Source organism: Sphingobium yanoikuyae (assembly GCF_034424525.1).
Classification (GTDB): Bacteria; Pseudomonadota; Alphaproteobacteria; order Sphingomonadales; family Sphingomonadaceae; genus Sphingobium; species Sphingobium yanoikuyae.
Window position 1 is genome coordinate 3040126 of the sequence record NZ_CP139979.1, and the last position, 15639, is coordinate 3055764.

General features: G+C 65.4%; 15 protein-coding genes. 6 read left to right on the forward strand and 9 right to left on the reverse strand.

The window, feature by feature from the left end:
- Positions 1–17: 17 nt before the first annotated feature.
- Positions 18–464, reverse strand: a complete 447-nt coding sequence (locus U0025_RS14045) for a VOC family protein (protein ID WP_004208034.1) — start codon at positions 462–464, stop codon at positions 18–20.
- A gap of 114 nt (positions 465–578) precedes the next feature.
- Here U0025_RS14045 and U0025_RS14050 point away from each other — a divergent pair, with 114 nt between their 5' ends.
- Entirely contained in the window at positions 579–1274 is a 696-nt protein-coding gene (locus U0025_RS14050; RefSeq protein WP_004208035.1) for a winged helix-turn-helix transcriptional regulator, read from the forward strand.
- On the opposite strand, the gene U0025_RS14055 is transcribed toward U0025_RS14050, so the two are convergent.
- A complete protein-coding gene (locus U0025_RS14055; RefSeq protein WP_004208036.1) occupies positions 1246–1566 on the reverse strand; it encodes a DMT family transporter in 321 nt (106 codons plus the stop codon). The genes U0025_RS14050 and U0025_RS14055 overlap by 29 nt on opposite strands.
- Before the next feature lie 128 nt (positions 1567–1694).
- Positions 1695–2435, reverse strand: a complete 741-nt coding sequence (locus U0025_RS14060; RefSeq protein ID WP_004208037.1) for an SDR family oxidoreductase — start codon at positions 2433–2435, stop codon at positions 1695–1697.
- A gap of 101 nt (positions 2436–2536) precedes the next feature.
- On the opposite strand from U0025_RS14060, the gene U0025_RS14065 reads away from it, so the two are divergent.
- The gene (locus tag U0025_RS14065) at positions 2537–2974 is read left to right on the forward strand and encodes a winged helix-turn-helix transcriptional regulator (protein WP_004208038.1); all 438 of its coding nucleotides are present in this window, start codon (positions 2537–2539) and stop codon (positions 2972–2974) included.
- Between the two features lie 7 nt (positions 2975–2981).
- Here U0025_RS14065 and U0025_RS14070 read toward each other — a convergent pair whose 3' ends face one another.
- From U0025_RS14070 to U0025_RS14085, 4 genes are all read right to left on the reverse strand, one after another.
- Positions 2982–3902: a hypothetical protein gene (locus U0025_RS14070; protein WP_004208039.1), complete on the reverse strand. Its 921-nt coding sequence runs from the start codon at positions 3900–3902 to the stop codon at positions 2982–2984.
- Between the two features lie 201 nt (positions 3903–4103).
- Positions 4104–4862 carry a hypothetical protein gene (locus U0025_RS14075; RefSeq protein ID WP_004208040.1) on the reverse strand — a complete coding sequence of 253 codons (759 nt, stop codon included), beginning with the start codon at positions 4860–4862 and terminating at the stop codon, positions 4104–4106.
- An 85-nt stretch (positions 4863–4947) separates the two neighbouring features.
- Positions 4948–5961, reverse strand: coding sequence for an NAD(P)H-dependent flavin oxidoreductase (locus U0025_RS14080; RefSeq protein WP_004208041.1), 1014 nt, complete (start codon positions 5959–5961; stop codon positions 4948–4950).
- Positions 5962–6095: 134 nt separating this feature from the next.
- The gene (locus U0025_RS14085; RefSeq protein ID WP_004208043.1) at positions 6096–7361 is read right to left on the reverse strand and encodes an aspartate kinase; all 1266 of its coding nucleotides are present in this window, start codon (positions 7359–7361) and stop codon (positions 6096–6098) included.
- A gap of 351 nt (positions 7362–7712) precedes the next feature.
- Here U0025_RS14085 and ubiG point away from each other — a divergent pair, with 351 nt between their 5' ends.
- From ubiG to U0025_RS14100, 3 genes are all read left to right on the forward strand, one after another.
- Positions 7713–8447, forward strand: coding sequence for a bifunctional 2-polyprenyl-6-hydroxyphenol methylase/3-demethylubiquinol 3-O-methyltransferase UbiG (gene ubiG / locus U0025_RS14090; protein WP_037490399.1), 735 nt, complete (start codon positions 7713–7715; stop codon positions 8445–8447).
- Positions 8448–8832: 385 nt separating this feature from the next.
- Entirely contained in the window at positions 8833–9366 is a 534-nt protein-coding gene (locus tag U0025_RS14095) for an energy transducer TonB family protein (protein WP_004208045.1), read from the forward strand.
- A gap of 157 nt (positions 9367–9523) precedes the next feature.
- The gene (locus U0025_RS14100) at positions 9524–10117 is read left to right on the forward strand and encodes a YdeI/OmpD-associated family protein (RefSeq protein ID WP_004208046.1); all 594 of its coding nucleotides are present in this window, start codon (positions 9524–9526) and stop codon (positions 10115–10117) included.
- Positions 10118–10121: 4 nt separating this feature from the next.
- Here the strand turns inward: U0025_RS14100 and U0025_RS14105 are convergent, their stop codons facing one another.
- Both U0025_RS14105 and U0025_RS14110 read right to left on the reverse strand, forming a co-directional pair.
- The gene (locus U0025_RS14105; RefSeq protein ID WP_037491694.1) at positions 10122–10394 is read right to left on the reverse strand and encodes a hypothetical protein; all 273 of its coding nucleotides are present in this window, start codon (positions 10392–10394) and stop codon (positions 10122–10124) included.
- A 50-nt stretch (positions 10395–10444) separates the two neighbouring features.
- Positions 10445–13072, reverse strand: a complete 2628-nt coding sequence (locus U0025_RS14110) for a TonB-dependent receptor (protein ID WP_037491696.1) — start codon at positions 13070–13072, stop codon at positions 10445–10447.
- Between the two features lie 445 nt (positions 13073–13517).
- Between U0025_RS14110 and U0025_RS14115 the strand changes: the two genes are divergently transcribed.
- On the forward strand, positions 13518–15554 hold the full coding sequence (locus tag U0025_RS14115) for a tetratricopeptide repeat-containing sulfotransferase family protein (RefSeq protein ID WP_004208049.1): 2037 nt from the start codon (positions 13518–13520) through the stop codon (positions 15552–15554).
- The last annotated feature ends 85 nt before the right edge of the window (positions 15555–15639 follow it).

A 15639-nucleotide genomic window follows, 5' to 3' on the forward strand; every position in this document is an offset into this window, starting at 1 on the left:
CTGCAAGGTCGTCGACATCAGGCGTCGGCAGTTTCTCCCTGGTTCGCGGCCATTGCGGCGGCGACATCCATCCACATCACTTCCCAGATATGGCCGTCCAGATCGGCAAAATTGCGGCCATACATGAAGCCATGATCCTGCTTGGGGTTCGGCTCGGTCCCGCCCGCCGCCAGCGCCCTGTCCACCGTCGCGTCCACCGCATCCCGGCTCGTCTCGCTCAAACACAGCAGCACCTGCGCGGTTTCATGGGCATTGGGGATCTTGCGCGGGGTAAAGCCGGCGAACCGTTCATGGGTCAGCAGCATCGCGTGGATCGTCTCGGAAAAACTGATCATCTGCGCGCTGTCATCGGCGAAATCATTGTTCCGCACGGCGCCGACCGCTTCATAAAAGGCGATCGCGGCGGGCAGATCGGTGACGGGCAGGTTGACGAAGATCATCTTCGGCGCGGGCGCATCGGCCATCGTCTCTCTCCTCATGCTTTCATGGCGGCTCGCACCTTGGCTTTGAGTCGCCGACTTGAACTTTGTGCGCCCGAAGATTATATTATGCAACAGACAAGTTAGAAAAGATAACCAATGAGTTCCAATCCGCGCAAACGCGCTTATCAGGATGGCTGTGCCACCGCCCACGCGCTCGATCTGATCGGCGATCGCTGGGCGATGCCGATCATGCGGGAATTGCTGCTCGGCCCCAAGCGCTTCACCGACCTGCGCGCCAGCCTGCCCGGAATCAGCGCCAATGTGCTGACCCAGCGGCTGGAGGAACTGGAAGCGGCCAGCATCCTTGTCCGCCGCCGCCTGCCCCCGCCCGCCGCCAGCCAGATTTACGAGCTGACCCAATGGGGCCGCGAGTCGGAAATCCTGTTCATGGTGCTGGGCCGCTGGGCCTGCCGATCGCCCACGATGCAGCCGGGCATGCCGATGAGCCAGGTGTCGGTGGTGATGTCGATGCGCACGATGATCGACCGCGCCGCGATCGGCGATCTGGATGCCACCATCGGCTTCCGCTTCGGTGAGGAGGAATTTCGCGCCACGCTCCATGATGGCGATTTCAGCATCGACCGGGGCGAAGCGGCCGGCGCCGATGTGATCTTCACCGGCGACCAGAATGCGCTTGCCGCCATCGTCTATGGCGGCCAGTCGTTCGCCGCCATGGCCCCGGCCCTGCAAATGGAGGGCGACCGGGCGCTGGCGGAACGCTTCGTCCGCCTCTTCCCCCTGCCGCCCAAGGCCCCCTCCACCGTCAGCTGGGCGACGCCAGCTTCATCATGACAAGACCGGAGAGGATCAGCGCCGCCGCCGCCAGCCGCGCCGGGCTGATCGCCTCGCCCAGGAAGGCGACGCCGACGGCAAAGGCGCCCAGCGCGCCGATCCCGGTCCAGATCATATAGGCAGTGCCCAGTGGCAGGCTGCGCATCGCCAGCGACAACAGGCCGAAACTGGCGATCATCGCGATGAGGGTGATGAGGCTCGGCACCAGCCGGGTGAAGCCATGCGACTGCTTCATCGCAAAGGCCCAGACGATTTCCAGCAATCCGGCAAAAAACAGGGCAATCCAGGCCATGATGGCGCTCCTTCACAAGGGGCGCCGGGCCGTCCCGGACTTGAAACCCGCATGGCGGGGGAGGACGTGGCCTCGCTTGACGAAGCCCAGATAGTCCTCCCCGATGCAGGAGGCAAGCTTTGCGGGTCTCAATGCGCCCCGTTCAGCATCCCGAACACCTGCGCGAACTCGCCGCGCTTGGTCGCCTCGCTCAGGAATTTGACCCGCTCGACATGGATTTCGGCCGGGGTCGGCTCCTGCCGCAACAGGCCCATCGTCTCGCTGATGAAATCGGCGAGCGGCATCATCTGCGGATTTTCGGCATGGCCGGGCATCAGGTCGGTCTGCACGCCGGGCGGCACGATCTCCACCACATCGACGCCCGTGCCCTTGAGCTGCTCGCGCATCGCCAGCGACCAGCCATGGATCGCCGCCTTGGTCGCGCTGTAGGTCGGCGTCGCCGCCAACGGCACGAAGGCCAGGCCCGACGACACGGTCAGGATCGTCGCGCTCTTCTGCGCCAGCAGATGCGGCAGCAGGGCATGGGTCAGGCGGATCGGGCCGAGCAGATTGGTCGCCACCGTCGCCTCTGCGATGGCGAGGTCGATCCTGTCCTCCGCCACCATGATGCCGGCATTCAGCAGCACCGCGTCGAGCGCCGGGAAGTCGGCGACCAGTTTGTCCGCAAAGGCGGCGATCGCCGCCGGATCTTCCATGTCGATCACCATCGACGCCATGCCGGGGTGCGCCGCGACCACCTCGTCGAGCGCCGCCTGCCGCCGCCCGGCGATGATGACCTGGTTGCCCGCCGCGTGAAATTCATGCGCCAGCGCCGCGCCGATACCCGAACCGCCGCCGGTGATGAGGATGGTGTTGCCGGAATTTTTCATGGGAAAGCTCCTTAGTTTGGTGGCTTGCCCATTAATTTAGGCCCATACTCTCTTTTGGAAAGAAGGCACCGAAAAGTGCCATAGGCACCCAAAGGTAAGAAATGGCAAATCCTCTGGAATCCCGCTTCGCCACCGCTGAAATAGCGGCCGCCGAGCAATATCTCGACCATGATCCGCCGACCGAACTCGATCCACGGGTGGAGCGACTCGTCAATGAACTGATCGGCCGGGTGGCCGACAAATGGACGATGCTGATCCTGGAATTGCTGGAGGAGCGCGGCACGCTGCGCTTTACCGAGATCGGCCGCGCGGTCGAGGGGATCAGCCAGAAGATGCTGACCCAGACGCTGCGCCAGATGGAGCGCGACGGCCTGCTCACCCGCACCGTCCATCCGGTCGTGCCGCCGCGCGTCGACTATGCCCTCACCCCACTCGGCAACAGCCTCAGCGCCGCCTTCTGCGGCGTATGGGTCTGGGCCGAACGCAATCTCGCCACGGTCGAGGACGCCCGCGCCCGCTTCGACGCGCGCGACGCCTGACCGGCGATCAGCTTTCGGGCGGCGCGGGAACCGGCTGCAACGGCAATGTGGGCGCCTGCACCTGCGGCTGGGTCGGCACCACCGGCGGCGGCACGCTCGGCGTTCCCGGAACAGCCGGGGCCGGAGCAGCAGGCGCGGGCGCGGAAGCCGGCGCATCGGGCAGGATCATGTCCGACGGCCGCTGCATCGGCGTGGCCGACACCTGCCCCATCGGCGCGGGCGCGGTCGGCGCCGGCGGTTCATGGTCGTTCAGATCATCGCCGCCGACCGGGCCGACCAGCTTGACCGTCGCGCCGAAGCGCTTGCGCCATTCCTCCAGCCGCCGCAGATAATCCTCATATTCCGCCCAGAAATCGCGGAAGGGCTGCTCCAGTTCATCCAGCGCCTTGGGCGCATAGGCGGCCAGCGCCTCGGGCGTCAGCCCGTTGATGATCGTCATCGTCGCCACCGCCTTCTGGCAGAAGGCCTTCTGCGCCGGCGGCAGGGCGAAGAAATTATAGACCAGCGTGTTCAGCACTTCGCGCATGCGGATCGCGCTGCTGCCGTAACGCTGCTGATAGCTGACCTCCAGCGTATCGTTGGCGCGCTTCAGCGACGCGCCATGCACGGTCAGCATCTGGTTGTACAATATGCGCGTCTGGCCATTGGTCTCGGGACAGCCCAGCGCCGCGACGTTCAGCCCCATGCGCACATGCCACAGCGCCTGGTCCCCCTCGGAATCGCGATTGGGGGTGATGAACTTCCCGGCCTCGTCCTTGTCCGGCGGCACCATGTCGGGCGCGGAATTGCGCGGCGGGGTCGGCATCACCGTCGGCACCACCGCCGGCGGCGGCGTGGGCGGCACTTGCTTCACCGGCGTCGCACAGGCCGCCAGCGCCGTCAGGGCAAGCAGCGACAGACGGGAAGACAGGGAACGTGGCAGGAACATCAACTACTCCGACGATCTGGCCCGGCCAACATGCCGGGCATTTCCACCGGAGGAAATATGCTTAACGCGCAGCCAGGGACGGCCCCGCCTGTGGTTCACCGCTGAACCCCCGCCCGGTTGCTGTTAAAAGCCCGCTATCCCAATTGGTTGCAATGCGGCAAGTCGAGCATCGCGAAAAAGGCCGGAAATAACCGATTTTTCTCAGTCGGCGCGCGCCAGCAGGCGCGGCATCGCTCCCTTCGGCACCGTCACGCCATCATCCGCGATCAGGTCCGCCCGGCTCAGCCGGACCTCCAGCACCACCGGCGCCGCCGCCAGCGTCCGCCCCGAACGCCATGCCGCCAGATCGGTCTGATAGCGGGCATAGGCATCGAAGAAGTCGGTGAAGGGCTTTTCCAGCGCGGCGAGGCCGGTCGGCGCATAGGCCAGCAACTGGTCCGTCGGCAGACTGTTGACGGCCGCCCCCACCCGCACCGCCTCCGCGCAGAAACCCGCCTGCGCCGGCGGCAGGGCAAAGAAATTATAGACGATTGTATTCAGCCGCTCGCGCTGCGCGATCGCGCCGCCGCCGAACTGCGCCTTATATTCCCCCTCGACCTGCGCATTGGCCCGCGTCAGCGCCGCCCTATGCCGGGCCAGCAGCGCATTATATTGCAGCCGCGCCGCGTCGCCGCTCCCCTGGCAGGACAGGGCCGCCACGTTCAGCGCCATGCGCATATGCCACAGCGTCGCCGGCCCGCTCAGGTCGCGGTTGGGTGTGACGCGCTGACCATCGGCACCGATCGGCGGTATCTGCATGGTGGCCGTCGCGCCCATCGGCGGTAGCGGCTGGGGCACGGGCTGTGCCCGCACAGGCGCAGGCGGCGGCGCAACCGCCACCTCCCGCTGCCCCGCGCAGCCCGACAGCAGCGCAATCCCGCCCAGCGGGCACAAGAGCAGGTGACGGATCGAGGCACGCATGAACGGTCTCCGGCAAATCTGATGCCGGAAACCATGCCGGATATTGGTTAAAAGCCGATAAAGCCTGTTTTCCAGGCAGCGGGGATCAGGCCGCGCGGCGCTCCAGCGCCGTGGCGGCCTGCGCCATCAGCTCGGCAATGATGTCGGCGACCGGCTCTTCCTTGGTCACCATGCCGACCGACTGGCCCGCCATCAGCGACCCGCCCTCGACATCGCCGTCGATCACCGCCTTGCGCAGCGCGCCGGCCCAATAATGCTCGATCTGCAGCTGCGCCTCGCCCATGTCGACCGCGCCGCTGTCCAGCAGGTTGGCGACTTCGCGCTGCTTGGCGGTGAAGGCTTCGGTGCCGGCATTCTTGAGCGCGCGCACCGGGATCACCGGCAGGCGCGGATCGATCTGCACGCTGGCGATCGCATCGCGCGCCGACGCGCGGAAGAAGGCCTTCTTGAACGCGGGATGGGCGATGCTCTCGCTTGCGCAGGCAAAGCGCGTGCCCAGCTGCACGCCGGCCGCGCCCATTTCCAGATAGGCGGCGATCGCCTCGCCCCGGCCGATGCCGCCGGCGACGAACACCGGCACCTGCTGCGCCATTTCGGGCAGGATTTCCTGCGCCAGCACGCTGGTCGCGACCGGACCGATATGGCCGCCCGCTTCCATGCCCTCGACCACCAGCGCGTCGACGCCCGATCGCACCAGCTTCTTCGCCAGCGCCAGCGCGGGCGCGAAGCAGATCAGCTTAGCGCCATTGGCCTTGATCGCCTCGATGCTGCCCTTGGGCGGCAGGCCACCGGCAAGAACGACATGGCTCACCTCATGCTTGGCGCACACCGCGATCAGGTCGAACAGCTGCGGATGCATGGTGATCAGGTTCACGCCGAACGGCTTGTCGGTCAGCGCCCTGGTCGCCGCGATTTCCGCGTCCAGCAGTTCGGGCGACATCGCGCCACAGGCGATCACGCCGAAACCGCCGGCATTCGAGATCGCCGACACCAGATGCCGCTCGCTGACCCAGCTCATCGCCCCGCACAGGATCGCGCTCTCGCAGCCGAGAAATTCGGTGCCGCGGGCCATCAGGGAAGCGAGTTTGGCGTGAGTCATGATCTAACCTCAATAAACACAAAAAGCCCCTCCCCTTCAGGGGAGGGGTTGGGGTGGGGGCCATCCACCTGACGCGGCATGTGGGGCGATCCCCCACCCCCATGCCCCTCCCCTGAAGGGGAGGGGAGAAAAAATCAAGCCGCCGGGGCGTCGAGGCCGTAGGCGGTATGCAGCACGCGCACCGCCAGTTCGGTCTCGTCCTCGTCGATCAGCACCGAAACCTTGATCTCGCTGGTGGAGATCGCCTCGATGTTGATGCCGCGTTCGGCCAGCGTCTTGAACATGGTGGCGGCGACGCCGGCATGGCTGCGCATGCCCACGCCCACGACGCTGATCTTGGCGACTTCGGTGTCGGTGATGATCCGGCGGAAGCCGATCGCGTCCTTGTTGGCTTCCAGGATGTCGACGCTGCGGGCCAGGTCCGCGCGCGGGACGGTGAAGGTGACGTCGGTCTCCTCATTGTCCTTGCTGTCATTCTGGATGATCATGTCGACGTTGATCGCCGCATCGGCCAGCGGGGTGAAGATGCTGGCCACCGCGCCCGGCTTGTCGGGCACGCGGGTGACGATGATCTTCGCCTCATTCTTGTCATGGGCGATGCCGGTGATGAGCTGACGTTCCATCTTGGTTTCCTTGAGCTTGGCTTCCAGTTCCTCGTCGCTCACGATCAGCGTGCCGGGGAGGTCGTCCTGGGTGGGATCATCGAAGGAGGAAAGCACCTGCACGACCACGCCTTCCTTCATGGCGAGGCCGACCGAGCGGGTCTGCAGCACCTTCGCGCCGACCGAGGCCAGCTCCAGCATTTCCTCATAGGTGACGAGGTCCAGCTTGCGGGCACGCGCCACGATGCGCGGGTCGGTGGTATAGACGCCGTCGACGTCGGTATAGATGTCGCAGCGATCGGCCTTGACCGCCGCAGCCACCGCGACCGCCGACGTGTCCGAACCGCCACGGCCCAGCGTCGACACCCGGCCATCGTCCATCATGCCCTGGAAACCGGGGATGACGGCGACCTGGCCGGACTGCATCGCCGCGATCAGCGCATCGGTCTCGATCGTGCTGATGCGCGCCTTGGCATGGGCCTCGATCGTGCGGATCGGCAATTGCCAGCCCAGCCAGCTACGCGCGTCCACGCCGATCGCCTTGAGCGTCATCGCCAGCAGGCCGCTGGTGACCTGTTCGCCCGCCGCCACGACGACATCATATTCGGCCGGGTCGTAAAGCGCCGAGGCTTCCTTGCAGAAGCCGACCAGGCGATCGGTCTCGCCGGCCATGGCCGATACCACGACCGCCACTTCATGGCCCTGGTCGACGACATGTTTGACGCGCGCGGCCACGTTGCGAATTCGCTCCATCCCCGCCATGGAGGTGCCGCCGAATTTCATCACGATGCGCGCCATTTGCTTGTCGAACCTGTCCTTTAAGCGTTTTCGAAGCAGGTGGAACACCTGCTGACTCGGAAAACGCGACCAACAAAAGATATGGAGCAGCCGAGCCGATGCAATCGGATCGGACATTGCTCCAATTGTGAAACAAAATGTCCCAAAGGGGCAAAACGGCTGCCCTATTAGCAGCCGCGACGGATATGGCAAGCAATCCCGCCATCCGCTCACCCTCCTTGCCGCTGCCCGCGCTCCTACATGCCCCGCCTTCAAAGACATAGCTATGACAGCATGGCACATTGGCCTTCCCGCCGCCCGCTGCTAGAACGGCGGCACGGGTGCCTCGCCACCCAGCAAGACCCAAGGTGCATGATGACTGAGACGACCGCGACGATCGACCCGAAGGAAGCCGCCCATTTCGGCACCATGGCCGCCGACTGGTGGGATCCCAAGGGGTCTAGCGCGATGCTGCACAAGCTGAACCCGGTCCGCCTCGCCTATATCCGCACCGCGATCGACCGGCACTGGGACAGCGACGATCATGGCTTCCGTCCGCTCAACGGCAAGCGCGCGCTCGATGTCGGCTGCGGCGCCGGCCTGCTCGCCGAACCGCTCGCCCGCCTGGGCGCGAGCGTCACCGGCCTCGACGCGGCGCCGGAAAATATCGCCGTCGCTGCCGCCCATGCGCAGGGCCAGGGCCTCGCCATCGACTATCGCGCCACCCCGGTGGAGCAGGTCAGCGACAGCGGCTATGACCTCGTCACCTCGATGGAAGTGATCGAACATGTCGCCGATCCCGCCGCCTTCGTCCGCGCGCTCGCGGCCAAGCTCGCGCCAGACGGCCTCATGATCCTCTCCACCCCCAACCGCACGCCGATGTCGCGCCTCGCCATGATCACCATCGGCGAAAGCATCGGCGGCATTCCCAAGGGCACGCATGACTGGGCCAAGTTCATCACCCCCGATGAACTGACCGCCCTGCTCGAAGACGCGGGCTTGGAAGTCACCGACAGCAGCGGCCTCGCCTTCGATCCGGCGCGCGGCTTCACCCTGTCGGCCAACACAGCGATCAACTATCTTCTGACCGCGCGCCACAAGGGCTGAAAAGGACTCGGGCGCGCCAGCCTCAAGTCGACCGTCCCGCCATGGTCGACATGTGCCCCCGCCATCCTGCGCCATGCCGGCCCGCGCACCGGAATAGCGCGCGGTTTTCCGTGACTTCTTCCCTTCCCCTGCCATCCAGCGCCAGAGAGGCCACTCAAGAAACGCTGTTCTCACGAAAAGCATTTGCAACTAAATTTTAATTTCCAAACATCTTAAGCATCTAAATGGCAAATTCATTTGTAAAATTGTCATTTCATCTTTCACCTGATAAAAAATGCGGGTGCAGACATTGCCGGGTCGCCGTCTGCACCTTCGACCGCATGCGGGCCGACCAACGACGTCCTTCCCGCCCCCGGCCGATCATCCGCTCTCAGGAGATCGAAACATGAAACTGCTTTTTTGCCTCTGCCTTGCCGTGCCGCTGCTGCTGCCGGCGGCATCCCGCGCCCAATCATCCGCCCCCTCGATCGACGTGACGGCGCCCACCACCGCCCCGCCCACGCTCGACCGCTGGGTCGAACGCACCGGCAACATCCTCTCCAACCGGCTGCGCTATCCCACCATCCTGTCCGGGCCGGAGGAAGGCATCGTCCAGGTCAAGTTCGCCTGCAGCGACAGCGGTGCGCCCGCCGGCATCGCCCTGCTCAACTCGTCCGGCTCGCGCCAGCTCGACAAGGCGGCGATGCGGGCGGTCCAGCGCATCCCGACCCTGCATCCGCTCCCCGCCGGGATCGGCGCCGGGCAGAATTATGTCGCGACCATCCTCTTCGCCACGACACAGGCCAGCTACAACCGGCAGATCCGCGATCTCCGGCGGCAGGCGCTCGACAATAATGCCCGCTTCGCCCGCCGCGCGGGTGGCCCGGCCATGGCCATCGCCCTGCTCGACACGCCGGACACTCCACGCGCCGCCAACTGAGCCAGGCTCTGCGGGCGCGTGAAAGGGGCGCGCCCGCAGTCCCCCTCGCTGCGCCCCGTGCGATTGCCCCGTGCGTTGCACTGCCCGCCGGCTGATGGCATCACCAGCCGATCGGGACAGCCGCTTGAGCCCGCGGCACAGCGAGGGGGATCATCCTATGGCCATGGATCCGCGGATCGACGCCTATATCGCCGCCCAGGCGGACTTCGCCCGCCCCATTCTCGACCATATCCGCGCGCTGATGCACGCCGCGTCGCCGGACATGGGCGAAGCGGTCAAATGGGGCATGCCCTTCTTCACCTACAGGAACCAGAATCTCGCCAACATGGCCGCCTTCAAGGGCCATGCCGCCTTCGGCTTCTGGCATGACAAGGTTGGCAGGGAAGATGCCAGCGACGACGCCATGGGCCAGTTCGGCCGCCTCACCGCCCTTTCCGACATCCCCTCCGACGCGGCGATCGCCGGCCTGATCGCCCAGGCCATGGCCCTGATCGACGCCGGCGATCGCCCACGCACCGGCCCCAAGACACCCAAACCGCCTTTGCCCGTCCATCCCGCCCTCGCGGCCGCCATCGCCGCCAGCCCGGCCGCCGCCGCCATCTGGGCCGCCTTCCCGCCCGGCAAGATCCGCGACTATTGCGAATGGATCAATGAGGCGAAGAATGACGCCACCCGCGACAAGCGCATCGCCCAGGCCGTGGACTGGATTGGCGAGGGCAAGGGCCGCAACTGGAAATATGAGCAGAAATAGGGATCTACTTTCGCCCCTCTCGCGGCTCTGCGGGCCAGCAATTGGTGCAGCGCCGCCAGCAACTCACGCCCGGCATCGCGGCCGCCGGCTTCAGCCCCGGTTCGGGATGCAGCCCTGCCAATATCTCCGGTGAGACGCCCTCCGGCGCGGCGCGACTGTGGCACATCAGGCATCGGGCGCGATAGGCTGCGCGGGTCAGGCCGGAATGATCCTCCTGCGCGCGCGGCGCCACCGGCATGGCGAGCAACATGCCCGCCACCCCGATGAAAATGGCCATGCCCCGCGCGCATATCGTGCGGGGCATGGCCATATTGTTCGGCGACCTGTTTAGAATTTTTGGCCGAACCTTATGCCGAAGAATTGCGGCTTGATCGTGAAGGTGCGCGAGCTGTTGGCGCAGAAGTCGATCGAGCAGAAGGTGTTGCGCGTCAGCTGCCCACGCTTGTCGAAGGCGTTCTGCAGGAACAGGGTGACGCTCCAATTATCCTTCTTGATCCCGCCCGAAAAATCGAAGCTGACAAAGCCCTTGGTATTGCCCAGCAGCTCGTTGCTCTCGACGTTCAGATCCTGGGTCGCGCCGGTCTGGTAGAGCGCCGCGCCCTGGACATAGGCGGCATAGTCGCCCAGGTCGGTGTCATAGCGGATCGATGTCGTCCCCTTGAAGCGCGGCTGGCGCGGCAGGCGGGTGCCGTTGGCGGCCGCGACCTGCGGCGTCGGCGGGCTCGATCCTTCGACGAACTCGCCCAGCGTACAGCTGCTCAGCTGCGCGATCGACTCGGTCTCGGTATTGAGCGCGAAGTTGCAGAAATCGCCTTTCAGCTTGGCATCGTTGAACGCGCCGGAGGTGGAGATCGTCACCTTGCCCAGCCGCAGGTCGGCATCATATTCGATGCCCTTGACCTCGGCCTTGCCGGCATTGCCGGTCATGCCCGCGCCCTGTGCGCCCGACACGACCACGCCATATTGGATATTGTTCCACTTCTCATAATAGACGGCGGCGTTGAAGCGGAAGATATTGTTCCAGGTCGTCTTCACGCCGACCTCGAAATTGGTCAGCGTTTCCGACTTGAACGGCGCGACATTGACGATCTTGCCCAGGCTGCGGATGCGCAGCGGCCGGTTGAACCCGCCGGGGCGGAAGCCGGTCGAATAGTTGAAATAGACCATCTTGTCGGGCTGGAACTGCCAGTCGAGCGCGACCTTGTGGGTCTCGCCATCCTCCTTGTAGCGGCCGGTGCCGTCCGCCGCATTGGGGTTGGTGTTGACGCAGGTCAGCCGCTCGTCATCGGGCAGCGGCGTGGTGCAACCCACGCCTGCGGCCGATCCGGCCACGCCGGCAAAGCCCCGAACCTTGTAGTCGGTCCAGAAATAGCGGATGCCGCCGGTCAGCTTCAGCGTCGGCGTGATGTTGTAATGGCCTTCGGCAAAGATCGCCTTGTCATGATAGAGCTGGTCCTGCTCGACATAATAGAAGGCGTCGCCCTTCACCGCCTGGGTGCCCAGGATCATCGTGCCCAGCGGATTGCCGTTGGCGTTGATGACGTCGCTGGTATCGAAATAGGGATTGCCGTCCTCGTCATAGGCGATGCCATACATGGCCGGCACGCCGATCAGCCCGCCCGTCACATCGCCGCCGCCGGTCGCGGTATAGCCTGTGATCGTATCCAGTCCGCGGATCGCATAGCTGGTGTTCAGCTCATTCTTCTGCCGCTGGTAGAAGCCACCGACGGTCACGTCGAACGGCCAGTCCTTGGGCGTCGAGATCCGCAATTCCTGGGTGAATTTGTTGCGATGCGTGTCGGCATGATAATATTGGGTCGGGTTGATCATCTGGCACTGCTGGCTGGCGCCGGAGCCGGTGCAATTGTCAAAGAATTGCAGATAGCTTTCATAGCCCGGCCCGAAGCCGTCATAGGTGACCGTGTAATAGGTATAGTCGTTCAGCGTGCGGGTGCGGCGCTTGAAATAGCCGGTGGCAGAGACGATGTCCCAGTCGCCGATATGGCCGTGGATCGACAGCGCCGCCTGATACCAGCGATCGTCATTCTTGGTCTGGTCATAGTCATGGACTTCCAGGTCGCCGACCCGCGGATCATAGCCGAAATAGCCGCGCGCCACCTGCTTCTGGGCCGTGATCTCGGGCGTGATGTCCCAGCCCTCGGTCGGCTGCCACAGCAGCTGGAAGCGACCGCCAAATTCGCGGATGGTGTTGTAATCATCCTTGGCGATGTCGCTGTTGTCGAGCGTGTAGGATGTGTTGGGGTTGTTGTCGCCCAGCGTCAGGGTCGACGAACTGCCATCGTTGAACGTGCCATTGTTGGGCGTATTGTCGATATAGCCGCCGTCGCGGCGATAATAGCCCATGGCGCGCACCGCCAGCGTCGGCGCCAGCGGCACGTTGATGTAGGATTCCAGCTGGCCGCCGAAATCGCCCTTGCCATATTTATTGGCTTCCACGTCATAGCCGAACTCGAACTTGTCGAGCTTGGGCTTGTTGGTGATGAGGCGGATGGTGCCGGCCAGCGAGCCCGCGCCATAGAGCGTGCCCTGCGGCCCGGACAGCGCCTCGACCCGCTCCAGGTCATAGGCATGGATATCGGGCACTTCGGTGCCGGTGATCGGCATGTCGTCCAGATAATAGCCGACCGAGGCATAGGCGCCGCCGGCGGGCACGATACCGCGGAAGAAGGCGGTGTTGCGGCCGGGGCCGATGCCCTCGAACGAGACCGACGGCAGCAGGGCGGCGAAATCGCTCAGACCCTTCACCTGTCGTTCCTGCAATTTCTCCGCGCCCAGCGCCTGCATCGAAATCGGCACCTTCTGGATGCTCTGCGCGCTGCGCGTCGCGGTGACGACGATTTCGCCCAGCCCCTGTTCGGCCTCGGCGGCGGCCGCATCGGCTGCGGCGGCATCCGCCGCCGGGGCCTGCGCCAGTGCCGGCGCGGACAGGATCATCGGTGTGAGGAACGTGCTCGTGCCCAGCGCGCAGAACGTGCGCACTCTTCGCGAGCGGAGACGAATGGCCATACGAATACCCCCTGATACGCGTTGCGACTCGTCCTCTCCTGCGAAATTCGCCCGGTGCTCCGGGTCTCCTTCCCTGACGCGTTCGCATGGCCTCGCGCACCGGCGGCCGACAGGGCGAAGGATGCCCCGCCCGAAAGAGAGACTCTTTCAGGATCGCCGCCAGACGCTGGCCACGCTGTTTATCTGTTCCATAATCCCCGGACAGTTCGCTTTTGCAGCAATCAGAACAACTGTCCTAAATTCGATACTGCCGATCGGACACGCCCTGTCAAGCGGCTGTTCGGCGACTTTTTGAAACTTTTACGACAAGCTGACTCGACGCCCGCCTGCAGCCGACATAAGATTTTGAGCAGTCGCACAAATATGAGGGGCTATGGGGAACGCGTCCGCCGTACCGGCAACCGACAGCATCCAGACGGCGCTGGCAGACGCCGCCGCGCTGCTCGACGCCCGCCCCGAGGCGGCATTGGCGCAGGCCGAGGCGATCCTGCGCCGGGCCAGGCGCCTGCCCCCCGCCGAACTGCTGATCGGCCAGGCGCTACGCCGCCTCGGCAAGCCCAAGGCCGCACTGGCCCGGCTCGCTCCCCTCGCCCGCCAGCATCCCAGCGTGCCCGCGATATTGTGGGAACTGGCCCAGGCCGCGCAGGACGCCGGCGACCAGCGTCAGGCGATCGCCGCGCTCGAAAGCCTGACCCGCCAGCAACCCGGCGTCCCCGGCGGCTGGTTCCTGCTGGCCGGGCTGCTACGCACGGTTGGGCGCGATGGCGATGCCTGGCGCGCCGACCTGTCGGGCGTTCATGCCGCCTCGCGCGATCGCGACCTGCTGGCAGCAGCAATGGCGATGAACGAGGGGCGGCTGGACGACGCGGCAGCGCTTCTCACGGCGCGCGCCGATCGCCTGCCCGACGATCCCGCCGGCATCCGCCTGATGGGTGAGGTGCAATGGCGGCGCGGCGACATGAATGCCGCCCTCGCTCATGTCGAGCGCGCCGTCGCGCTGGCGCCCGGCTTCGACCTCGCCCGCGACTTCCTCATCCGCCTCCTGCTGCAGAACAACCGCCTGAACGAAGCGCTGGCCCATGCCGAAATCCTCGCCCGCTCGCCGATCCATAATCCGGGCTATGATCTGATCCGCGCATCGGTGCTGGTGCGGCTGGGCGATCAGGACGCGGCACGCTCCATTTATGAAAGCCTGCTGGCCGATCGTCCCGACCAGCCGCAGGTCTGGCAGAATCTGGGCCATGCGCTCAAGACGCTGGGGCGACAGGCCGACGCGGTCCATGCTTATCGCCAGGCCGTCACCCATCGCCCGACCATGGGCGAAGCCTGGTGGAGCCTCGCCAACCTCAAGACCGTTAAGCTCGACGCCGACGACCTCGCGACGATGGAGCGCGCGCTCGAAACCCTGGCCCGCGATGGCCAGACGGAGGGCGAGGATGTCTTCCACCTCCATTTCTCGCTCGGCAAGGCGCAGGAGGATCGCAAGGCGGACGAAGCAGCCTTCCGCCATTATGACGCCGGCAACCGGCTGCGCCGCGCCATGATCCGCCATGATGCCGGCGAATTTTCAGCCGAAGTCGCGGCCACTGCCACGACCTTCAGCGCGCCCTTCATCGCCGCCATGTGCGATGGCGGCTGCCCCGCGCCCGACCCGATCTTCATCGTCGGCCTGCCGCGCGCCGGATCGACATTGGTCGAACAGATCCTCGCCAGCCACAGCCAGGTCGAAGGCACGATGGAACTGCCCGAGATGATGATGATCGCCAGCCGCCTGCAATCGCGGGTGGACGAAGGCGAATTTGCCGATTTCGCGGCCATGGCGGCATCGCTGACCCCGGCCGACCGTCGGCGGCTGGGCGAGGAATATGTCGAACAGACCCGCGTCCACCGACAGAGCGGCAAGCCGCGCTTCATCGACAAGATGCCCAACAACTGGCAGCATGTCGGCCTCATCAAGCTGATCCTGCCCAATGCCAGCATCATCGACGCGCGCCGTCATCCGATGGGCTGCTGCTTTTCCGGCTGGAAACAGCATTTTGCGCGTGGTCAGGCCTTCACCTATGACCTTACCGACATCGGCCTTTATTATCGCGACTATGTCGCGCTGATGGCCGCCTATGACGCGGCCGCGCCGGGCCGGGTCCATCGCGTCATCTACGAACAGATGGTCGCCGACACGCCGGGTGAGGTCGACCGGCTGCTCGCCTATCTCGGCCTCGATTTCGAGGCGGCCTGCCTGTCCTTCTGGCAGACCGACCGGGCGGTGCGCACCGCCAGTTCCGAACAGGTGCGCCAGCCCATCTATACCGGCGGCGTCGATCATTGGCGGCGCTTCGAACCCTGGCTGGCCCCGCTGGCCGACGCGCTCGGGCCGATCGCGCACAGCTATCCCGACCTGCCGCCGCGCTGATCATGCGCGCCTTTGCTCCCCTCCCTTCCAGGGAGGGGCCGGGGGTGGGTGCGCCATGAAGCGGCCGCCTGCGCACGAGTGGGCA